Origin of the sequence: Brachybacterium avium, assembly GCF_002216795.1 — a bacterium.
Classification (GTDB): domain Bacteria; phylum Actinomycetota; class Actinomycetes; order Actinomycetales; family Dermabacteraceae; genus Brachybacterium; species Brachybacterium avium.
The window spans coordinates 2,303,945-2,325,361 of sequence record NZ_CP022316.1 but is presented as its reverse complement, the minus strand read 5'-3'; the positions used below and the strand labels follow the sequence as shown (position 1 = coordinate 2,325,361).

General features: G+C 68.8%; 19 protein-coding genes. 6 read left to right on the top strand and 13 right to left on the bottom strand.

What is annotated here, in order from left to right:
• Window positions 1–24: 24 nt before the first annotated feature.
• From CFK39_RS10435 to CFK39_RS16485, 9 genes are all read right to left on the bottom strand, one after another.
• Complete coding sequence (locus CFK39_RS10435) at window positions 25–948, bottom strand: TetR family transcriptional regulator C-terminal domain-containing protein (protein WP_089065399.1); 924 nt, start codon at window positions 946–948, stop codon at window positions 25–27.
• Window positions 949–1,048: 100 nt separating this feature from the next.
• Window positions 1,049–2,833: an ABC transporter ATP-binding protein gene (locus CFK39_RS10430; RefSeq protein WP_245822477.1), complete on the bottom strand. Its 1,785-nt coding sequence runs from the start codon at window positions 2,831–2,833 to the stop codon at window positions 1,049–1,051.
• Window positions 2,833–3,165, bottom strand: coding sequence for an ABC transporter permease subunit (locus CFK39_RS17575; RefSeq protein WP_476727193.1), 333 nt, complete (start codon window positions 3,163–3,165; stop codon window positions 2,833–2,835). Before CFK39_RS17575 ends, CFK39_RS10430 begins: the two co-directional genes overlap by 1 nt.
• Entirely contained in the window at window positions 3,060–3,791 is a 732-nt protein-coding gene (locus tag CFK39_RS10425; protein ID WP_476727191.1) for an ABC transporter permease, read from the bottom strand. Before CFK39_RS10425 ends, CFK39_RS17575 begins: the two co-directional genes overlap by 106 nt.
• Entirely contained in the window at window positions 3,791–4,750 is a 960-nt protein-coding gene (locus CFK39_RS10420) for an ABC transporter permease (RefSeq protein ID WP_218192254.1), read from the bottom strand. The genes CFK39_RS10425 and CFK39_RS10420 overlap by 1 nt, the downstream gene beginning before the upstream one ends.
• On the bottom strand, window positions 4,747–6,330 hold the full coding sequence (locus tag CFK39_RS10415) for an ABC transporter substrate-binding protein (RefSeq protein ID WP_172805660.1): 1,584 nt from the start codon (window positions 6,328–6,330) through the stop codon (window positions 4,747–4,749). Before CFK39_RS10415 ends, CFK39_RS10420 begins: the two co-directional genes overlap by 4 nt.
• A gap of 333 nt (window positions 6,331–6,663) precedes the next feature.
• The gene (locus CFK39_RS10410; protein ID WP_089065397.1) at window positions 6,664–6,894 is read right to left on the bottom strand and encodes a sulfurtransferase TusA family protein; all 231 of its coding nucleotides are present in this window, start codon (window positions 6,892–6,894) and stop codon (window positions 6,664–6,666) included.
• A 70-nt stretch (window positions 6,895–6,964) separates the two neighbouring features.
• Entirely contained in the window at window positions 6,965–8,044 is a 1,080-nt protein-coding gene (locus CFK39_RS10405; RefSeq protein ID WP_089065396.1) for a YeeE/YedE family protein, read from the bottom strand.
• Between the two features lie 175 nt (window positions 8,045–8,219).
• Window positions 8,220–8,402 (bottom strand): hypothetical protein, encoded by a 183-nt coding sequence (locus tag CFK39_RS16485; RefSeq protein WP_177349001.1) that lies wholly within the window; start codon window positions 8,400–8,402, stop codon window positions 8,220–8,222.
• Between the two features lie 202 nt (window positions 8,403–8,604).
• Here CFK39_RS16485 and CFK39_RS16480 point away from each other — a divergent pair, with 202 nt between their 5' ends.
• The 3 genes from CFK39_RS16480 to CFK39_RS10390 are packed head-to-tail and all read left to right on the top strand — an operon-like array spanning window position 8,605 to window position 13,672.
• Window positions 8,605–10,128, top strand: a complete 1,524-nt coding sequence (locus CFK39_RS16480) for a nuclease-related domain-containing protein (RefSeq protein ID WP_177348999.1) — start codon at window positions 8,605–8,607, stop codon at window positions 10,126–10,128.
• Entirely contained in the window at window positions 10,125–11,003 is an 879-nt protein-coding gene (locus tag CFK39_RS10395) for a hypothetical protein (RefSeq protein WP_157697137.1), read from the top strand. The genes CFK39_RS16480 and CFK39_RS10395 overlap by 4 nt, the downstream gene beginning before the upstream one ends.
• Window positions 11,000–13,672, top strand: a complete 2,673-nt coding sequence (locus CFK39_RS10390) for an AAA family ATPase (protein WP_089065393.1) — start codon at window positions 11,000–11,002, stop codon at window positions 13,670–13,672. The genes CFK39_RS10395 and CFK39_RS10390 overlap by 4 nt, the downstream gene beginning before the upstream one ends.
• A 97-nt stretch (window positions 13,673–13,769) precedes the next feature.
• Here CFK39_RS10390 and CFK39_RS10385 read toward each other — a convergent pair whose 3' ends face one another.
• The 3 genes from CFK39_RS10385 to cmtR all read right to left on the bottom strand — a co-directional run bounded on the left by CFK39_RS10385 (window position 13,770) and on the right by cmtR (window position 16,674).
• Window positions 13,770–14,087 (bottom strand): hypothetical protein, encoded by a 318-nt coding sequence (locus tag CFK39_RS10385; RefSeq protein ID WP_089065392.1) that lies wholly within the window; start codon window positions 14,085–14,087, stop codon window positions 13,770–13,772.
• A 167-nt stretch (window positions 14,088–14,254) separates the two neighbouring features.
• Window positions 14,255–16,303 carry a heavy metal translocating P-type ATPase gene (locus CFK39_RS10380; protein WP_089065391.1) on the bottom strand — a complete coding sequence of 683 codons (2,049 nt, stop codon included), beginning with the start codon at window positions 16,301–16,303 and terminating at the stop codon, window positions 14,255–14,257.
• Window positions 16,300–16,674, bottom strand: coding sequence for a Cd(II)/Pb(II)-sensing metalloregulatory transcriptional regulator CmtR (gene cmtR / locus CFK39_RS10375; RefSeq protein ID WP_089065390.1), 375 nt, complete (start codon window positions 16,672–16,674; stop codon window positions 16,300–16,302). The genes CFK39_RS10380 and cmtR overlap by 4 nt, the downstream gene beginning before the upstream one ends.
• Before the next feature lie 244 nt (window positions 16,675–16,918).
• Between cmtR and CFK39_RS10370 the strand changes: the two genes are divergently transcribed.
• The 3 genes from CFK39_RS10370 to CFK39_RS10360 all read left to right on the top strand — a co-directional run bounded on the left by CFK39_RS10370 (window position 16,919) and on the right by CFK39_RS10360 (window position 20,119).
• Window positions 16,919–18,223 (top strand): ABC transporter substrate-binding protein, encoded by a 1,305-nt coding sequence (locus CFK39_RS10370; protein WP_089065389.1) that lies wholly within the window; start codon window positions 16,919–16,921, stop codon window positions 18,221–18,223.
• Window positions 18,224–18,329: 106 nt separating this feature from the next.
• Window positions 18,330–19,253, top strand: a complete 924-nt coding sequence (locus CFK39_RS10365; RefSeq protein WP_245822475.1) for a carbohydrate ABC transporter permease — start codon at window positions 18,330–18,332, stop codon at window positions 19,251–19,253.
• Window positions 19,250–20,119 (top strand): carbohydrate ABC transporter permease, encoded by an 870-nt coding sequence (locus tag CFK39_RS10360; protein WP_089065388.1) that lies wholly within the window; start codon window positions 19,250–19,252, stop codon window positions 20,117–20,119. Before CFK39_RS10365 ends, CFK39_RS10360 begins: the two co-directional genes overlap by 4 nt.
• Window positions 20,120–20,303: 184 nt before the next feature.
• On the opposite strand, the gene CFK39_RS10355 is transcribed toward CFK39_RS10360, so the two are convergent.
• Window positions 20,304–21,287, bottom strand: coding sequence for an Abi family protein (locus CFK39_RS10355; RefSeq protein ID WP_172805659.1), 984 nt, complete (start codon window positions 21,285–21,287; stop codon window positions 20,304–20,306).
• Window positions 21,288–21,417: the final 130 nt, after the last annotated feature.

Genomic DNA, 21,417 nt, shown 5'->3' with positions numbered 1-21,417 from the left:
GTCTGGGGCTGGGTCTCGGGGCGGTCAGGGACGGGCGACGACGAGGCGTTCGAGGAAGCGATGGATCTGGGAGGCCATCTGCTCGACGCTGATCGTGCCGACCAGCACCTTGATGCCGAGCCCGTCGATCAGGCTGGTCAGCTGGGTGGTGAGGTCCTCGAGCGGCTCGGCGGTGAACACCCCCGACTCCTGTCCCTCACGGAGCACGTCGTGCACCGTGCGGTACCACCGCTGGTAGGCGAAGGCATGATTCTGCTGGGAGCCGGCGCCGACGGCGACCTCGGACCAGGCCTGCAACCAGATCGCGAACTCCTGCGCACGGGCGCCACCTGCGGGCAGCTGCAGGCCGATGAGGTGCTCGAGCCGCTCGCGCGGGCCGGAGATCAGGTGCAGGGAGGCGACCTGCCGGTCGAAGGCGAGCTTGACCGAGTAGCGCAGCGTCTCCTCGAACAGCTCGCGCTTGCCGGAGAAGTAGTGGTAGACCGCAGCGGTGCTGACCCCGGCCTCGGCGGCGATCTCGGAGATCTTCACCGCGTGCAGGCCGCGGGAGGCGAACAGCGCCCAGGCGGTCTCGACGATCGTCTGCCGCCTGCGCCCCTGCTCCGGGGCCTCCCGCCCCCGAAGGGGCAGGCTCGCCGCAGTGGGGACCGCAGCCGGTCCGGAGGCCGAGTCCGAGCCGGAGACCAGCCAGTTCACGGTGACGCCACCGACGGTCGCGATCCGTACCAGCTCGGCCGGGCTGAAGCGGCGGGTGCCCTTCAGCGCTTTGGACAGCTTGGTCTCCTCGAGCTCGATACGGCGCGCGAACTCGCGCTGGGCCAGACCGGACTCCTCGATGCAGGAACGGACCCGCCCGCGGACGGCCTCCGCGGAGGAGCTCGCCGCCTCTCCGGTCGAGGGCACGGCTCCGGCCGGCGTGGTCGCCGGGACGGAAACGGCGTCGGCCATGTCGTCTCCTGGGTCGGTCGTCGGATGATGTGATGTCGACAAGGCGTCTCCCACTGCGTCGTCGGCTGCTGGGGCGGGCCGTGGCCTCCCCGTCCCGCCCTCAGAGGGTCGGGATGTTCTGCAGCAGCTCCTCGGTGTAACGGTGGTCCGGCGCGGTGAGCACCTGGTCCGTCGGTCCATCGTCGACGATCACGCCGTGATCCAGCACGGCGACGCGCTCGGCCACGTGGCGGGCCAGGGCGATGTTGTGGGTCACGAAGAGCATCGACAGCCCCCGCTCCTGCCGCAGATGGCTGAGCAGATCGATGATGCTGGCCTGCACCGAGACGTCCAGCGCCGAGGTGATCTCGTCGCACACCAGCACCCGCGGCATGTTCACCAGCGCCCGGGCGATGGCCGCGCGCTGACGCTCACCGCCGGAGAGGTCTCCCGGCCGACGGTCGAAGAAGGACCTCCCCAGCCGCACCGAGTCCAGCGCCTCGCGGACCCGTTCCCTGCGCTGGGGCGCGCTGAGCTCGCCGGACATCTCCAGCGGCACGGCGAGGGACTGGCCCAGCGTGCGGCGCGGGTTCAGCGAGGAGAACGGGGACTGGAAGACGTACTGGATGTCCTGCCGCTGGGCGAGGCTGCGCCGGCGGGTGGACCGCGGCAGCTCCTTCTCCTGGTACCTGACCGATCCGGACCAGTGGTCCAGCAGACCGGCGATCGACCGCGAGAGGGTGGTCTTGCCCGAGCCGGACTCCCCCAGCAGCAAGGTGCACTCGCCGGTGCGCAGAGTGAGGTCGACGCTGGTGAGCACCTGCTTCGTGCCGTAGGACAGCGATACGTCGCGCACCTCGAGCAGCGGATCACCGGGGGCCGGCTCGGTGGCCGGGGCCGCCGCCGTGCCGGCCTCGCGAGGAGTGCTGGTGGTCGCGGGCCGCTCGGCCTCTCCCGCCTCTGCGGCCTGGACGGCCTTGCGGCGCGCCTCGAACTCGCCGATGTTGTTCTTCCCGGCGAGGTCGGGGACTGCGGCGAGCAGGGTGCGGGTGTAGCGGTGCTGCGGGGCACCGAGCACGTCGGCCGTGGGACCTTCCTCCACCAGCTCGCCCTGGAGCATGACCGCCACGCGGTCGGCGATCTCGGCGACCACCGCGAGGTCGTGGGTGATGTAGAGACCGGCCACGCTGTTCTTGACCGTCATCTCGCGGATGGTCTCGAGCACCACGGCCTGGGTGGACACGTCCAACCCGGTCGTCGGCTCGTCGAGCACCAGCACGTCGGGGTACATCGCGAAGGCCATCGCGATGCCGATGCGCTGCTGCTGACCGCCGGAGAGCTCATGGGGCCAGCGGCGCCGGTAGGCGTCGTCATCCGGCAGCCCGACCTCGCGCAGCACGCCGCGCACGCGCTCGGTCCGCTCGGCGTCGTCGGCTCCGAACTCGTGGATCTTGAGCACTTCGCTGATCTGCTCACCGACGCGCATGGCCGGATTCAGCGACAGTGCCGGATCCTGCGGGATGTAGGAGACGCGTGAGCCTCGCAGGCGACGCAGCGCCTCCTCGCCCAGGTCGGTCATCACCGCAGCGGAGGTGCCGTTGGAGGGGTGGACCGTGACCGTGCCGCCCACATGGGTCAGCCCGCGACGGAAGCGGCCGAGCACGGCCAGTCCCACCGTGGTCTTGCCGGAACCGGACTCCCCGACCAGCGCGAGCAGCTCGCCCTGGCGCAGGCGCAGATCGACTCCCTGGATGATCGGGCGGCCACCCGAGGTGGTCACGATCCTCAGGTCCTCGATCTCGAGGACGTCGCCGCCGCTCTCGACGGTGCTGTGCCAGGCCGAGCCCTCGACCATGGGCGCGCCGGTGGGTGTGAGGGTCTCCTGGACCCTGCGTGCTCTCGACATCACTTCTCCCCTACGTTCGTGCTCGCGGAGGCCCGCGCGATCGAATCGGCGATCAGGTTGGTCCCGATGGTCAGGACGGCGATCGCGAGGACCGGCAGCATCACGCCCCAGGGCTGCAGGGACAGTGCGATGCGGTTCTCGTTGATCATCAGGCCCCAGTCCGCGGCCGGCGGCTGCATGCCCAGGCCGAGGAAGGACAGTGAGGCGATCGCCGCGATCGAATAGGTCAGGCGCAGCCCGGCCTCGACGGCCAGCGGACCGGTGATGTTGGGCAGGATCTCGCGGAACAGGATCCGCATCCGCGGCATCGCGTACATCTCGGCGGCCCGGATGTAGTCCTCGTTGATGACGTCCAGCGTGGCCGACCTCGTGACCCGCGCGATGCGGGGGCATGGGTGATGGCGATGACAGCCACCAGCACCCAGGGCTCCGGGCCCAGCACGGTGATGGCCAGCAGCGCGAACACCAGCTGCGGGATCGCCAGCAGCACGTCGTTGGCGCGCATGAGCAGCGAGTCGAGCCGGCCGCCGGCATAGGCGGCGATCATCCCGAACAGCAGGCCCAGGAACAGTCCCAGCGCCGTGGCCAGCACGGAGTAGAGGATCAGCGAAGTGCCGCCGGCCAGGAACCGGCTGAGCACGTCACGGCCGAGATTGTCGGTGCCGAACGGCCCCGATTCCTGGAAGGGACGGTCGGCGAACTCGGTGGCGGAGTAGCCGGTCGCCCACGGCAGCAGCAGCGGTCCCAGGAACGCGGCGAGGACGACCAGGGCCGTCAGCGCCACGCCGACCTTCGCCTGACGCTGCGCCCAGAAGCGGGTGAGCACCGAGTTGCGGCGCGTGCTCCCGGTGGTGGGGGCGTCGGGCCCGCTGGGAGCGGGTTCCGTGGCGGTGGGATTCGCGACCGTCGGGTCCTCGGCCCCCGCTCCGGGGGAGCCTGCATTCATGGCCTGGGACATCACTTGCCACCTCCGGTGCGCAGCTTCGGGTTGGCCAGGATGCCGACGACGTCCGCCAGCAGGTTCACGACGATGTAGATGACCGCGACGATCATGGTCACCGCCTGCACCACCTGCACATCGCGGTAGTCGACCGCTTCGATGAGGGCCTGGCCGAGCCCGGGATAGCGGAACAGGAACTCGACCACGACCACGCCGCCGGCCATCCACGCCAGCTGGATCGCGACCACCTGGGCGACCGGTCCGATCGCGTGGGGCAGGGCGTGGCGCAGGATCACGCGGCGCTCGGGGACGCCCTTGAGCCGGGCCATCTCCACATAGCCGGAGTCGAGCACCTCGAGCATGGTCGCGCGCATCATCCGGGCGATGTACGGGGTCACCACCAGCACCAGCACCGCGGTGGGCAGGATCAGCTGGGCCGGGAAGTCCCAGACCTGCGATCCCGGCGGGGACATGGTCACCGCGGGCAGGATGCTCATCACGGTGGTGGCGAACAGTGCCACCAGGGCGATGCCGATCACGAACTCGGGCAGGGCCGCGAGCACCAGCGAGATGCCCGTGATGGCGCTGTCCGCGGCCCGGCCGCGGCGCAGTGCGGACCAGATGCCCAGCGCGAGACCGGCCGGGATGCTGATCAGCGCGGCGGCGACCATGAGGAACACCGAGGCGCGGGCACGGTCGGCCAGCAGGTCGATGACCGGCTGGCCGGAGGCCGCCGAGGTGCCCAGATCACCGGTGAACAGGCCACCGAGCCAGGACAGGTAGCGCTGCCAGGCGGGCTGATCGAGATGCATCTGCTGGTGCAGGGCGGCGATCCGCTCGGGGGTCGCCTGCTGGCCCAGGATCGCTCGGGCCGGGTCGCCCGGCAGGAGCAGGGTCGCACCGAAGACCAGCAGGGAGACTGCCAGCAGGATGACGAGGCTGATGGCCAGCCGACGGATGATGAGCTTGGCGATCATGCGGCTTCTCCGATCCATACGCGGTCCAGCCGGAACCCGGACAGCGGGATCCCGGTGCGGTTCTCGACGAAGCCGCCGACATATCCCTGATAGGCGTCGATCTGGTTCGCGAAGCCCCAGATGAGGTAGCCGCCGCGGTCGTACAGGATCTCCTGGGCCTGGGCGACGAGCTCACCGCGGGCCGCGTCGTCGACCTCGGCGCGGGCCTGCTCGACCAGCGCGGTGAACTCCTCGTCCTCCCAGTGCGTCTCGTTGAACGGGGCGCCCGGCATCACCGCGGCGTTCGACTGCGCGAGGAAGTTGCGGGTGTACCAGAACGACTGCGAGAAGTCGTAGTTGAGGTAGTCGGTCCAGTAGGCGGTGAGGTCCATGCGGTTGATCGTCACGGTGATGCCGGCCTCGGCCGCCTGCTCGGCGAACACCTGGGCGGCTTCGACGACGCCGGCCTGGATGGGGGCGGTGACCAGCTCCACCTCGAGGCCGTCGGGGTGTCCGGCCTCCGCCAGCAGCCGCTTCGCCTCGGCGATGTCCTGGGTGCGCTGGGGCAGCTCCCCGGGGTAGGCCGGGTCGAAGGCGGCGAACATGTCATTGGCGATGGTGCCCTTGCCGGAGAGGACCTGCTCGATCATCCCCTCGCGGTGCGCGGCCAGGCGGAAGGCCTGGCGCACGCGCTCGTCGTCGAACGGCGCCTTGTCCACGCGCATGGTGAAGGGCAGGTACATGCCGGTCTCGGAGTTGAGGATCTTGATCCGCTGGTCCGAGGCGATGACCTCGGTGAGCGCCGGCGGGATCTGCGCGATGGCGTCGACCTGATTGGACAGCAGCGAGTTGATCAGCGCATCGGTGTCGTTGAAGTTCAGCAGGCTGACCTCGTCGAGGTAGGGACCCTCCTCGCCCCAGTAGTGCGGGTTGCGGCGCAGCACGGTGGACTGCGCGGCGGTGAAGCTCTCGAGCATGAAGGGGCCGGAGCCCACCGGTGCCGCGACGTCGAAGTCGGTGGGGACGATGATCGAGGTGTAGAGGCCGAAGGTCTCGTCCAGTGCGGTGTCGGAGGTGTCGAGCCGGAACTCGAGCGTGCGCTCGTCGAGCTTCACCATGTCCCGGAGATGGCTGAGCGAGGCGGCTCCGGACTTCGGATCCTCGGGGTCGACGATCCGCTCGAAGCTGGAGATGACGTCCTCGACCGTGATCGGCCGCCCGTCGCTGAAGGTGATGTCGTCGCGCAGCTCGGCGGTCCAGACGGTGGCGTCGTCGTTCGGGGTGACGGAGGTGGCGAGCATGGGCTGCAGCACGTAGTCGTCATCGAAGTACAGCAGCGTGTTGTACATGCTCACGGCCCGGGCGATGTCGCCGAGGTTGGTGGCATTCGCGCCGTCCAGAGTGTCCGAGGCGCCGCCGCCGACGAAGCCGACCCGCAGCGAGCCACCCTTGACCGGCAGCCCCTCGAGATCGAACTGCTGGGCGGGAGCTGCGGCCCCACCGCATGCAGCGAGAACGGCACTCAGTCCCAGCCCGAGCCCTCCCCCGAGGACTCCACGGCGAGTCGCGGTACCCGCCGTGACGTTCGCAGAGCGCCCCACCGAGCCCGGCAGCCGCCTGTGATCAGGCGTTCCGCCTGCTTGGGTCAGTGGTCTCAAGAGTGCCCCACTCCTTCTCGTTCAGATCGTCGCATCGTGGTCCGCTGTCGGACAGTACGCCGATCTTGCGATCATCGCAAGTCATACCGAACGCCATTTCGCGCATGTCGCAAGTTTCAGCCGCTGGGGACGACGGCTGGGCCCGCGGCGCCGACGCCGATCGTCAGGTTCCGATCCAGACCGGGGACGGAACTGGATCAGAACCTGACAATCGGACGCACGACGGCCCGGACCCGTGTGGGGGTCCGGGCCGGGAGCCGCTCAGGAGGTCGGCGCTCATGCGCCCTTGCGCACCGTGATCGTCCACCCCGCTTCGCCCACCCGGTCGAAGGCGACCACTTCGTGGCCGTCCTCCGCCGCCCACTGGGGCAGGGAATCGGTGGCCTGGGTGCAGTCGAAGCCGATGATGAGGTCATCACCCGAGTTCAGCTGCTGCATGGCGTTCTTCGCGTCGATCAGCGGGAAGGGGCAGACGGCGCCGTTGGTCTGGAGGGTGAAGGCAGGCACGAGGGTCCTTTCGGTGGGGCAGGTCGTCGATCGGGAGGGACGGGCCAGGAGGCCCGGTCAGGCGGTGAGATCAGGCGGCGGGGGTGAGCACGGGGGACTGCCGGCTGTCAGCGGCGGCCTTCTGCGGGCGCACCAGGAAGAACCAGGCGGCTCCCCAGGTGCCGAGCATGATCGCGACGAAGGAGACCCAGCCCTGGTAGCTGAACAGACTGGTCTCCACCAGGGAGTTGCCGATGGTGCAGCCGCCGGCGAGCGCGGCACCCACACCCATGGCGACGCCGCCTCCGGCGCTGCGCAGGATGGTGTTGACATCCGGCACCCGCCAGCGGAACTCACCGGTGAGCTTCGCGGCGATGAAGGAGCCGACCAGGATGCCGAGCACGAGCATCACGGACCAGTCCACGAGGGTCACATCCCCGGTGGTGAGGAAGGTGACGATCTTGGCCGAGGGCGTGGTGATGCCCAGGCCGCCATTGCGGCCGGCGGCGGTGGAGAGCACCCAGGCGGCAATCGCGAGGATCCCCAGCAGTACGCCGCCCACCCAGGGGTTCCAGGGGATGTCGGCGAGGTAGTGGCCGAGACCGGTGCGCCGGGCGGGCAGGCGCACGCTCTTGCGGCCGGCCTGTCGGGCGGCGCTCCTGCGCACCTGGCGCACCACGAGCACGGCGACAAGTGCGGAGAAGAGGATCGTGGGTACCCAGACGCTCACGCCGAGGGTCTCCTGGAGGGTCGCGTCGGCAGTGGTGCGGGCGCGAGCGGCCTCGGTGAAAACGCCCAGCGGGCCGTACTTCATGACCGCGGCGAACAGGGCGTAGAAGACCAGCGCCACCCATGAGCCGATCAGCCCCTCACCGGCGCGATAGTAGGTGCCGGTCGCGCAGCCACCGGCCATGATGATGCCGACGCCGAAGAGCAGCCCGCCGCCGATCACGGCCAACGGCGCGAAACTGGCCGGCTCCGGGGCGATCACGCCCATGCCGGTCAGCGCCGCGACGCCGATGGCCTGGATCGCGATGGCGAGGAGGAAAGGGACGAAGTAGCGCGCCGAGCGGGCCATGTACAGATCCCGGAACGCGCCGGTGACGCAGAACCGGGAGCGCTGCAGGACATAGCCGAGCACGGCGCCGAGGAACAATCCGGTGAGTATCATGCCCGGAACGTTAACTTATGGGGGACATAAGCAATACCCCTGTGTCGTCGGATGAACTTCCGCACCTGTCCGCATCGTCGCCACCAGAGAGCGGTCGTCAGCGAGCTCGCGACCCCCATGCGGCCGAGACGACCTCGTCAGTGACAGAGACCTGGTGGCACACACCGCCGAGAACTCAGCCCACGGTCGCCGCACGCAGCTCCCGCAGCGCTCCGAGCACTTGGCGGGTCTGGGTGCCGACGTCGCTCGCCCCTTCCCGCAGCCGCTCGAGGGAGCCGTGCGCGATAGCGTCCAGGCCCTGCGGGGAGTCAATCGGAACGCCGGCGGTGCGGTCGGCGGGAGTGGTGAGGGCTCTCATGGGAGCACTGCAAGTGGGCACTTCGGCCCGTGCCTTCGTGAGGGCGAACATCTGCCGTGCCACACAGTTCGGAACGCAGCTCGGGTCGCCGCCTGTCCTCGTAAGAAGGCATGATGGTGGTCGCAGAGGCGTCAGGAGGCGCGCAGGGGGTCTGGAACGGTCGTGCAGGTCGTCCCAGCGCACGACGAAGGGGTTCTCAACCATGACCAGCACTCATCCGACAGCTGTTCGGGCACCCGGTCTGGCGAAGGCCCGTGCTCGCATCGGGACTGGACTGTTCCTGTACACGCTGCTGATCGCCGTGCTGTGGGTGATGCCGAAGGGCGACCTGCCTCCGGTGTGGCTGATCTGCCTCCTCCCGGCCCTGGTCTTCGTACTGCTGACCTGGAAGATGGTCGGGAAGGGCGCGACGCATGCTTCCCGGATGGGACGTGTCATCGGCTTCGGCGCCATCTTGGCTGTCCTCTGGGTGGCCGGCTCGATGCTGCTGAGCTCCGGCGGCGTCGAACGGTGGTTCCTCTACGTCCCCTGGTGGGTCATGCATGCCCTGTGGCCCTTGGTCATGGCGGTGGGGATCACTGCACGGTTCACCCTGCGCAAGCTCGTCCCGGGAGCTGCTCGGCGTGATTCGGAGAGGCTGCACCACCATAGGGAGGAGCTCCGCCGCGAGGAGGCCCGCCGGGCGGAGCAGGACTCCATCGAGAAGGCCCGTCTGCAGGAGATCGAGTACGACCGCAAGATGCGGCGAGAGACCAACAGTCAGCTGCAGCCCACCGCCCCCGGTCGCCTCACGGGCCTGGAGCCCTCGGCGCTCGCCGCCGTCGAGGTCCCCACGCTTCCCGATCTGTTCGGGACCCCCGGGGCCGGTCTCAGCGGTTCCGGATTCGGTGCCGACCAGATCACGAAGGGGCAGGATGGTGAGCTGAACTTCGCACGCGCACTGCAGCACACCGACCAGCTCAGCCGCTTCGCGACATTCTGGTCCGTCCACATGCCCGACGAGACCGTCGGGGCGAGCACCACGTACAGCTCCGACATCGACTGCGTCGTCGTCACCGGCAGCTCGATCTTCCTGCTGGACATGAAGAACTACACGCAGGGCGACGTCACCTGGATCCAGGAGGACGACTCCCTGCGCCTGATCGACAACCCCACCGGGGGATACATCGGGAAGGCCCGTTCGATGAGCCGGAACATGGAGCTCGCTGCCGATCGCGTCCAGAAGAAGTTCCGCGCACTCGGAGTGGGCCACCAGGTCAAGGCGCGGGTCGTCTTCATGCCGACGGACAACGGGATCGGCACCATCGATTCCGAGGTGAGCTGGCCGGGAGAGATCCGGGCGGAGAACCTCGACGAGACCCTCGCCGAGCTCTCTGCCGAGCCGGCCTTCGAACCGACCGCGGCCGACAGCGAGCACATCGTGCGCGTCTTCCGCTGGCTGGTGAAGGACGAGACAGGTTCTGCCCCGCGCCTCGGAGAGGCATGGAAGAACGCCCCCGGGATGCGCCGTCCCCGCCCCGGGAACGGTGTTCCCGCCGCAGCCCCCTCCATGGCACCCGCAGCCCCATCTGCAGATGCGGTGGCACCGGCACCGCAGGCCACCGCGCAGAGCACCTCACCGGAGCATGCGACCGCTGTCGCTGCCGCGCCGGCCCGTACCTGCGAGGAATGCGGCGCATCGTTCGGCTCGGAGTGGACCTTCTGCTGGGAGTGCGGTCGCGCGTGAGCCTGAACTGGTATGTCGACGTCGATGGCGAGAGTCATCGCCTGCACACGGCCGAGGGGTGGAGCGACATCGTCGTCAAGGACCTCGCCCTGCCCGCCGATGACATCGTCCCCTTCGGAGCCGTCGACGCCGGCCACCTCCGTGCCGCGCTGCACGAGGTCGGGAACGCACTGCACGCCGCGCATCTTCTCGAACATTCCGGCGAGGACCAGGAGGCGCCGGCGCTCCCCCTGCACCTTGTTGCCGCGGCTCGGAACGGCACGCAGCACCTCCTGGTCAGCGGGAAGGTCCACGGGATCGCCGTCTCTCGCTCCGTGGCATGGTCCCCGATCGGTGACGGCCCCGCGCTGAACGCGCTGAGCAGCACCGATCAGCTCGAGGCCTTGTCCGGCGCGGCCGGGAGCATGCAGCTCTCGCTCGGCGCCGACGAGGAGTGGACGGCGACGCTCTCCCTCGCCGACAGCACGGGCCGTCACCGCCTGCGGCTCCTGCGTGACCCGATCGGCTCACCACCCTTCCGGCTCATCGAGGGACCCAACCTGGTCAGGTGCATGCTCCCTACGAGCGAGCTCACCGCACTGATCGCCGAGGTCCCGCCCGCCGAGGACGTCACCATCGCTTTCGTCCCCGGCCGGGTGCTGATCCGGTCAGCCACCGGCATGATCGGGATGCTGAAGGTCGACACGGCGGGCGAGCCACGTCAGGGGACCTTCCCCGCCGGTTCCGTCCGATCAGGCCTCGACGCCCTCGGCGATGACATCGAGCAGGTGCGCCTCGCGCTGTTCGACGAACCCGACAGACCTTCGCTGCGTGTGGACAGCGCCGACTTCGACTCGCGCTGCTCAGTGCTGGCGAGCGGCTGGAGCTACCGATGACCCCTCAGCAAGCGAGACAGCAGGCACGTAGAGAAACCGGTCCCGGGCCGCGGGTCGACTTCTTCGGGGTCTCCGACCCCTGGGAGGTCCCGGAGGGATGGCTCGAGGAGTACCAGCGCCGCATGTGGGGCCTCGCCCGGCATCCTGCGGCATTCGCCTTCCTCCGCAACGTGACTCTGCGCGAGGACGTGGTCCCCTTCATCCAGAGCACCGTGTTGCTGCTGCACAAGCTCGGTGGGCTGACGATCGTCGACGCCGAGAACTTCTCGCAGCACTGGCTCGCACCGTTCCGCTCCCCGGACGACGACGGAGTCATCGAGGGGGTCTACTCGGCGACGTGGCCCACGGAGCACTCCCCGCTCACATCCGCGATCACCTGCTCCGACGGTCTCTCCTCGGCATCGTTGCGCGCCCGGGCACTCGCCGACGCTCTGGAGCAGGTGCCCTTCATCGCCCCGCTGCAGAGACGGCTCTCCGCGACGATCGCGGTGCTGCGCCGAGTCCACACCGATGACACCCTGCGCGAGGCCCTCGACGCCGCGGAGGACACCGATGATCTCGATCGCGTGCTGCGTGATGCGGTCACCGCCGATGAGGCCATCGCTTTCCCCGATCTTCAGGGGCCCGAAACGGTTCTGCGCAGCGCGCACGCCGAGCTCCAGCGCCTCGGAGAGCTCGCCCCGGACGCACCGGATCCGGAAGACCTGCTGATGCTGGCCGCCTTCTTCAACACCGACGATGAGCAGTCCGCGCTCACCGCCGAGGTGATCGACCTCGTCGGAGAGACCGTGCAGGCCCGGCTGCAGGCCGACGAGGCGCCCGCCGATGCGGAGGAGGTCCGTGATCGGGTCACGCGTTTCGTGGATTCCCTGCTCGCCGACGGCCGGACCGGTGAGCTGCGCCGGTGGGTCGGGGCGTCCTTCCGGTGGCAGGTACGTGCCCTGGGGGCGCCCGAAGGCAGCTTCCCGATGGTCCCCGACCTCGATCAGGTGCGATCCGCCCTGGCCGGAGGAACGTACGGCGATGCGGCCGACGCGCGCCCGGAGACCGGCGATCCCCACGACGAGCTCGCCCGACTGATCGGCCTCTCCTCTGTGAAGCAGCAGGTCGAGGCACTGGTCGCCGAGCTCCGCTGGACCGAGCGGCGGCGCGCCGCCGGTGTGCGCGTGGGCAGCCCCACCCGCCACGCCCTGTTCCTCGGAGGCCCCGGCACCGCCAAGACGACTGTCGCGCGCCTGATCTCCCGCATCTATCGCGACCTCGGAGTGCTCGAGTCCGGCCATCTGGTGGAGGTCTCCCGCGATGACCTGGTGGCCGAGCACATCGGCGGCACCGCCCAACTCGTGAAGGCGAAGGTCGAGGAGGCCTTCGGAGGCGTGCTGTTCATCGACGAGGCGTACTCCCTGACGCCGAAGGACTCCGGCAACGATTTCGGCAAGGAAGCGGTCGCGACCCTCCTGAAGCTCATGGAGGACCACCGTGATCGCTTCGTCGTGATCGCTGCCGGGTATCGCAAGGAGATGAACGACTTCCTGCGGGCGAACAGCGGCCTGGCCTCCCGGTTCCCGCTCACCATCGACTTCCCGGACTACTCGGATTCCGAGCTGCTGCAGATCCTTGCTGCATCCGCTGACGACATGGGCATGGTCGTCTCCGAGGACTTCGTCGCTCGATTCGCAGAGATGATCCCTTCGCCCCGACCAGAGGGATTCGGCAACGGGCGGTGGGTCCGCAACCTGCTGGAGGCGTCCCTCGGGCATCAGGCGGTGCGCATCAACCCCGAGACCGCGAGCGATGAGGAGATCCGCACCCTCATCGCCGAGGACCTCCCCCGCAAACAGCGGCGCGGGCCGGCCGAGCACCAGCAGGGCGACCGTGACCCCGTCGCCGAGCTCGAGGAGCTCACCGGTCTCGAGCCCGTCAAGCATCGGGTGCGGATGCTCTCCGCCGAGCTCAAGGCCGGCGAGCTGCGCCGTCGGGCGGGACTGCAGGTGCAGGAGCCCTCCCGGCACCTGGTGTTCGTCGGCAACCCGGGCACGGCGAAGACGACGGTGGCGCGAATCCTTGCCCGCATCTACCAGAGCGCCGGCATCCTGGACCACGGTCACCTGGTGGAGGTCTCCCGCGCGGATCTCGTGGGTCAGTACGTGGGCCACACCGCCCCGAGGACCATGGACAAGGTTCATGAGGCTCTCGGCGGTGTGCTGTTCATCGACGAGGCGTACACGCTGGCCCAAGGCTCCTCAGGAGGGGCCGATTTCGGCAAGGAGGCGATCGATACCCTGCTGAAGCTGATGGAAGATCATCGCCAGGATCTCGTGGTGATCGTGGCCGGCTACAGCCACCTGATGGCGGAGTTCCTCGATTCCAATCCCGGCCTCGCCTCCCGATTCCCCACGACCCTCGATTTCCCGGACTATGACGACGACCAGCTCGTGGAGATCTTCCGCAGCATCGCCATCGGCGCAGGCCTCGAGCTCGCCGAGGGCACCGAGGACGCCGTGCGGGCCCTCATGCCGACCCCTCGCCCGAACGGCTTCGGCAACGGTCGGGCCGTACGGAACGCCTTCGAGGCTGCGCTGAGCCGTCAGGCGCTGCGGGTCGTCGAGCTGCCGGAGGCGACGACCGAGGAGATCCGCATCCTGAGACCGGAGGACATCGGCAGCTGAGACACCAGGTGGGGGCGGCCCGCATGCTGAGGCGGACCCCGCGCCTCGGAGGCAGTGGCGTATTCGGATCTGTTCGACCAGGAGGCGCCGGGCGGGCTCAGCTCATCATGCGCTTGCCGCGCTGGGCGGCCTTGTCGCGGATCCCCTGCACCATGCGGCCGAGGTTGGAGGTGTCCTCCTCCTCCGCCGGGGTCTCCACGAAATCGACGAGGGAGCGCATGGTCGCCAGATCGATGCTGTGCATGCCCTCCTCGAGAAGCTCACCGATCCGGACGCCGACCAGGTGCTCCAGGTTGTCGGCGGCTGCGGCGCCGCGGGTCTCGCGCGCGGCCTCGAGCCGCTGCCGAAGGAGCGCGGCGGCGACGGGGGAGGTGGGAATCGGGTCGGGGTGGCCGGCGACGGTGATCTGGTCCATGGTGCGTTCCTCAGGTCGAGAACCCCCGCGCGTGATCGGGAGTGCAGCGCGTGGGTGCCGGGCTGCTGCGGCCGGCTGGTCAGCACAGTACCGGCAATACCACCGAGATCACGAAGACGTCGGAGGACGGGACGATGGGTCGCGCGATGCCGTGAGCACACGAGCTCTTACCCGACGGGCACCTCGCTCCGCTGTGCGTCCCCGGATCGGGCGCCGGCCTCACGCCGGCCACGCTCCCCGCCCCCGGCCCGTGCCGCACGCATGCCGTTGGCGATGACGACCACCTCGGCCGCCTCGTGGAGCAGCACCACGGCGGCCAGGCCCAGCACCCCGAGGAGTGCCAGGGGGAAGAGCACCACGATGATCGCAAGCGCGAGGGCGATGTTCCCGGTCATGATCCGGCGGCCGCGGCGGGCGTGGGCGAGCGCACCGGGGAGCTGCTGCAGCTCGGTGCCGGTGAAGACGACATCGGCCGATTCCACGGCGGCGGCCGTGCCGGTGACACCGATCGCGATCCCCACGGTCGCCGAGGCGAGGGCCGGGGCGTCGTTGATCCCGTCGCCGACCATCGCCGTCGGCGCCTGGGCGGCGAGCCGGCGGACGTGGGCGGCCTTGTCGGCCGGCAGCTGCTCGGCGTGGACCTCGTCGATCCCTGCCTCCTCGGCGATCGCGCGGGCGGTGAGGGCGTGGTCGCCGGTGAGCATCACGGTGCGGATCCCCTGGGCATGCAGGGCGGCGACCGTCTCGGCCGCTTCGGGGCGCAGCTCATCGCGCACCCCGAGCGCGCCGATCACGCGGCCGTCCTCCTCGACGACGACGAGGCTCATCCCGCGGGCGGCCATCTCCTCGGTGCGGGTGGTGAGCGCGCCCGGGTCGATCCAGCGCGGACTGCCCACCCGGATCGCGCGTCCGGCGACCTGGCCGGTGACGCCGCGGCCCGGGGATTCCTGGACCTCCGCGGCCTGCGCAGCACCCTCCCCGGTGGCGTCGGCCGCGACGAGGACGGCACCGGCCAGCGGGTGGGAGCTGCTGGATTCCAGGGCGGCGGCGAGCGCGAGGATCTCCTCGCGGCGACGGCCCTCGGCGGTCGCGACCTCCACCACCTGCGGCTCGTTGCGGGTGAGGGTGCCGGTCTTGTCCAGGGCGACGGTCCGGATCGTGCCGAGCTGCTCGAAGGCGGCCCCGGACTTGATCACCACCCCGTATCTGCTGGCCGCGCCGATCGAGGAGATCACCGTGACCGGCACTGCGATCGCCATCGCGCAGGGCGAGGCGGCGACCAGCACCACCAGCGCCCGCTCGATCCAGGTGGCGGGCTCACCGGTGACCAGGCCGACGAGCGCGACCAGCGCCGAGACCACCAGCACGACGGGCACCAGCGGCCGGGCGATCCGGTCGGCGAGCCGCGCCCGCTCCCCCTTGGCGGCGTGCGCCTGGTCGACCAGGCGCACGATCTGGGTCAGAGAGTTAACGCGGCCGTCGGCGGTGGCGCGCAGGGACAGCGAGCCGGCGCCGTTCAGGGAGCCGGCGTGCACCTCGTCGCCCGGCCCCACCTCGACCGGGATCGACTCGCCGGTAATCGCCGAGGTGTCGAGCCAGGAGCGGCCTTCGACGATCACGCCGTCGGTGGCGACCTGATCGCCGGCGCCGATCAGCAGCAGATCCCCGGTGCGGAGCTCGGCGGCGGGGACGATCTCGGGGCCGGTGGGACGGGAGATGCGGGCGGTCTCGGGGATCAGCGCGAGCAGGGAGCGCAGCCCCTGTTTCGCGCGGTCCATCGAACGGTCCTCGAGCGCTTCGGCGAGGGAGAACAGGAAGGCGAGGGCCGCCGCCTCCCCGACGTGACCCAGCAGCACCGCGCCCAGCGCTGCGAGGGTCATCAGCAGCCCGACACCGAGCCGGGTGAGGCCACGGCCCTGCACCAGGCGGGTCAGGGTGCCGGGCACGAAGGTCCAGGCACCGGCGGCGAGCGCCAGGGCGTGCACGACGAGCCCGGCGAGGTCCAGGCCGGCCCAGGCCAGCAGCAGGCCGGCCACCCACAGCGCACCGGCGGCGAGGGGCAGCGCCAGGGAGCGGTCCCGCCACCAGGGCGTGCGGTCCTCGAGCTCGAGCGCCTCGCCGGGGGCGGCAGGGGCAGCGGCGTCGCAGCAGGAATCCGTGGGCTCCGGGACGGGCGGCGGGGCCGTCTTCACCGGGCCGCAGCACTCGTCGCTCATCGGACTGCCTCCGCGATGTCGGCCGGAGCGGTGCAGCACAGCGGGACCGTGCAGTGCTCATCGGTGCAGGGGAGCCCGTCATCCACCGCCAGCACCGTCTGCACCAGGGCGCCGAGTGCCGTGGTGAGGTGCGCGTCGGCAATCTCGTAGCGGGTGCGCCGACCCTCCGGGACGGTGACGACGATCCCGCAGCCGCGCAGGCACGCCAGATGGTTCGAGACGTTCGTGCGGGTCAGCTCCAGCTCAGTGGCGAGCACGGCCGGGTAGCCGGGCTTCTCGAGCAGGGACAGCAGGATGCGGGAGCGGGTGGGATCCGCCATCGCGCGGCCCAGCCGGTTCATGACGTCGAGACGTGAGGCACTGGTCAGCATGCACTGACCATACAGGATCGGCTGACCATTCCGACGCTCCCGAGGCACCTTCGGCGACCGCGGACCTCGCGCGGCTCGCGATGGGACGCCGGCGGCCATGACGGCCCCGCGATCGGGCTCGGCAGTGCCGCGGGCAAGGCCGGCATCACGATCCCATCACCAAAGAGAGGGATATGTCACATCGGGTATACCGTGAGAGCAGCCATCACCAGAGCAGGTTCGGTCGCACGAAGAGGAGCCCCCGATGACGCAGGCGAAGTGGACGGGCACACGAAGGTCGTTCATTGCGGCGAGTGCCGCAGTGGCGGGCGCGGGCGCTCTGAGCGCCTGCGGGGGCGGCGGTGGTGGCGGCGGCGACTCGACCACGCTGAACGTCACCCTGGCGAACCATGTCTGGACCGACCTCATCACGAAGAAGATCTCGGAGTTCGAGGACGATACGGGCATCACCGTGACGGTGACCCAGCTGAGCGAGGATCAGCTGGTCGACAACTACAAGGTCAAGCTCAACGCGGGATCCAAAGACATCGACGTGATGATGTACCGGCCCCTGCAGGTCGGCAAGCTGTTCGGGCAGAGCGGGTATCTGCTGGACATCTCCGACAAGGTCGGCGATGCCGGGGACTGGAACTGGGACGACTTCCAGAAGGGCCCCGTCGAGCTGACCACCTATGAGGACCAGACCGTCGGCGTCCCGATCATCACCGAGAGCGAGATGGTCTACTTCCGCAAGGACCTCCTGAAGGCCTCCGGTCTCGACGTGCCCACCACGATGGAGGAGCTGGAGAACGCGGCCAAGACGATCAAGGAGGACAACTCCGGCACGGCAGGCATCGTGATGCGCAGCCAGGCCTCCGCCGCGGTCACCCAGTTCTCGGGCTTCCTCTACAGCTTCGGCGGCACCTGGATCGATGACAGCGGCAACTCCGCCATCGCCAGTGCCGAGGCCAAGGAGGCCTACGCCTTCTACGGCAACCTCCTGCACAGCTACGGGCCCGATCAGATGAGCACCGACATGAGCTGGCCCGAGGCCTCGGCGATCTTCGCCCAGGGCAACGCCGGTTTCTGGATCGACGCCTCGAGCCTGTACCAGAACGTCTACGACCCGGAGAAGTCCAAGATCGCCGATCAGGTCGGCTTCACCCCCTTCCCTGCCGGTCCCGACGGCTCCAAGCCCTACAACGTCGCCGCCTGGGCTCTGGCCATCAACGGCGAGTCCCCCAACCAGGACAACGCCTGGAAGTTCATCCAGTGGGCCACCAGCCCCGAGATGACGCTCGAGATCCAGAAGGAGGGTGTGCCCAGCGCCCGCACCTCCGTCTGGGACGACCCCGCCGGCACCGAGAGCTACCCCGAGGAGCTCGCTGAAGCTATCGCGAAGAACGCCGAGAACGGAGTGGGCTACGACCGACCGCGCGTGAACGGGGTGGCCCAGGCCCGCGAGATCGTGGGCGGCCCCATCGTCGCGGGGATCAGCGGCGGGGACTCCGATGCCGCCGCCGACGACGCGAACGCGCAGTTCCAGGAGCTCCTGGACGGCGAGAAGTAATCGGGCTCGACGAAGGAACCAACATACGTCCGTCGCAGGTGCGGAGGCGCCCCCTCCTGGGACGCTTCCGCACCTGCCAGTGCACGTCAAGCGGGTGAGGCACAGCATGGCCACAACTGTCCAGGGCGCTCCCGGCACACGGGAGCGCTTCTCCCAATGGCTCAACGCCCACCGGAAATGGCTCTTCGCCGCTCCGGCGATGATCTTCACCGCACTGCTGATCGCCTTCCCGATCGGTTGGACCCTCTATCTGAGCCTCACCGACGCCAAGGGGTCCGTCCGCAGTCCCAAGGGCTTCGTCGGGATCGAGAACTATCTCAGCATCCTCAGTGATCTCAACCGGTTCTGGCCGGCGGTGCTGCGCACCGGGGCCTTCACCGCCGGGGCGCTCGCGCTCGAGCTCGCCCTCGGCATGATGATCGCGCTGCTGCTGTGGCGACCGTTCCGCGGCCAGCGATGGGCGCGGACGGCCATCCTGCTGCCCTTCGTCGCCACGCCGGTCGCTGTCGCCATGATGTGGCGGCTGATCTTCGAGCCGAACATCGGCTTCGCCAATCGATTCCTGAGCTGGTTCGGGATCCCTGCCCAGCCCTGGCTCTCGGATCCGACCACGACCCTGCCCACGCTGGTCCTCGTCGACGTCTGGGAATTCACACCGATGGTCGCCCTGATCCTGCTGGCCGGGCTGACCACCATCTCGGAGGATGTCGAGGAGGCCGCCCGGATCGATGGGGCGAACGCCTGGCAGCGCTTCTGGTCGATCACCCTGCCCCTGCTGAAGCCCGTCGTGCTGGTGGCGGTGCTGCTGCGAGCGATCGACGCTCTGAAGACCTTCGACCTGCTGTACGTGACCAAGGGGCAGGGCGGCGGTTCCTTCCACGAGGCCGAGACGTTGAACATCTTCGTCTACGACCGCACCTTCAAATACAACGACTACGGACTCGCCTCCGCAGCGCTGATCATCTTCTTCCTGCTGATCCTGGTGATCATGTGGTTCCTGACGTTCCGTCGGAGAGGGGCGAAGCTATGACCACCACCCTGCCCACCCGGTCTCGCGCCCCGCTGGCGCCGCGGAAGAAGCCGGCGCGCACCAAGGTCTACCCCGTCGTGCGCGGCATCCTGATCGTCCTGGTCATCCTGGTCTTCGTGCTGCCGCTGGCCTGGATGGTGATGGCCTCGTTCAAGACGAACGTCGACATCAACGACACCTCCAAGAGCTTCATCTTCGACCCGGTGCTGTCGAACTACACGAACGTCTTCGGCAACGCGAACTACGGACAGTTCGTGTTCAACAGCTTCTGGGTGGCGCTGTGGGCCACGGGGCTGTCCCTGCTGCTCGGCGTTCCAGCGGCATTCGCGATGAGCCGCTTCAACATGCAGAAGTCCGCCCTGACGGTGCTGCTGGCCCGCATCATCCCCGGCATCAGCCTGCTCGTGCCCTGGTACTACGTGTTCGCGAACCTGGGCCTGGTAGGCGGCTACGGGGTGCTGATCCTGTCGCACATGTTCGTCCTCATCCCGATCAGCGTGTACATCATGATGTCGTTCTTCGACTCGATGCCGCTCGAGCTGGAGGAGGCCGCACTGGTGGACGGGCTCACCCCGATCGGGGCGTTCCTGCGCATCCTGCTGCCGCTGTCGGTCCCGGGGATCGCAACGGCGGGAATCCTGTCGTTCATCTTCTCCTGGAACAACTTCATGTTCGCCCTGGTGCTCTCCGGCGCGAACACCAAGACGCTGCCGGTGGCCGTTTTCGACTTCGTTTCCTACGCGAGCATCGACTGGGGCGCGATCATGGCGGCGACCGTCGTGATGACCCTCCCGATCGTGGTGATCGCCGTGATCGGCCAGAAGTACATCGTCTCCGGGCTCACCGCCGGCGCGACGAAAGGGTGAGCGGGCCGGGCTCCGGCGCCCCGGCACCACGGTCCGCTCAGCGGTGGTCCCGCTCGACTGCAGGGCCCGAACCCGAGGAGCTTCTCGGTGAGCCCACGCGTCTTTCTGTCGAGCGGCGAACCGGGTGTCCAGTCGTCGCAAGACGTAGTCGCTGGGGTTACAGCGGATGCGGAGCTGGGGCCACTCACATCTGCCAGAGCGGCAGCCCTTCCCATCCGTCGGGCGCTCCGATCGATCTGACCGAAAGCGCATGTGAAGTCGGGAAGTCGTGCAGCAACTCCACCAGACTATGCGCCCACGAAGAATCGGTGTCGACGTGCATCAGCAGGTAGGCGATCACGGCCAGAGCGTTGTAGGTGCCGAAGTCTCTCTTGGGCGAATCGGGGGCGCTGAGATGATCGAGGAGCGGAACCTTCCCCACGGCCGGGCGTGACGGTGCGTTCTGGAGTTTCCGGTTGAAGAGTCTGGCGTGATGAGCAGCCACGTTCCGCACGTAGTTCAGACTGGCCAGCCAACTGGTCATGATCTTCTTCGTCGGCGCGCCGAACGCAGAAGCGATCTTCTCCGCATCCGGTTGGAGCATCCCTCGGTACACGCGGGAGAGCTGGCCCATCTCAAGCAGCTCGGTGAGCGCCCAGATCGGCATTCGCCCGTCATACTTCTCCCGGAAGTGCTCTACGAACAGTTCATCAGATTTGTCCCGCACCTCCTTGACGCGCTGCAACCACAGCACATGCGGACTGGCACGGGGATCTCGGCTGTCCGTACGCGGGGCCGTGAACGCCTCGGTGAAGCACGCAGGGTCCTCGTGGGCGAAGGCCGACGCCTCCCCGAGGACGTATCCGGTCCTCATCCGTAGAGCGACTTCGAGGCGTTCAGCTCCTTCCATGACCAGCATGCGCAATCGTCGGTCGAAATCGATGATGCACTCCGCGTGGTGGAGCGCGGTTCCTGGCAGGTAGCTGCTGAGCACACGCCTCCGTGTGCGGCCGTCCTCGACCCGCTCCTCCGAGCGAAGAAACGGGTACAGGTAGCCGGTGAGTCGGTAGTACCCGACAGATCGGAGGAGATCGACAGCACGACCCTCATCATCGATCTCGAGCCCCCGTGCAACGAGCCGCTCGACCTGCTTCTCCAGAGGAAGCCACGCCTTCGTGTACTCCACCATGAGACTCCTTCACACAGAAAATCAGCCCGCGCCATGTGGCAACGGGCTGATCGTGATGGTTCGATCATAGCACCGCCCCCTGACGGGTACTGCTCGATCACCGGGCTGTTGCCCGCAGATCAGTCAACTC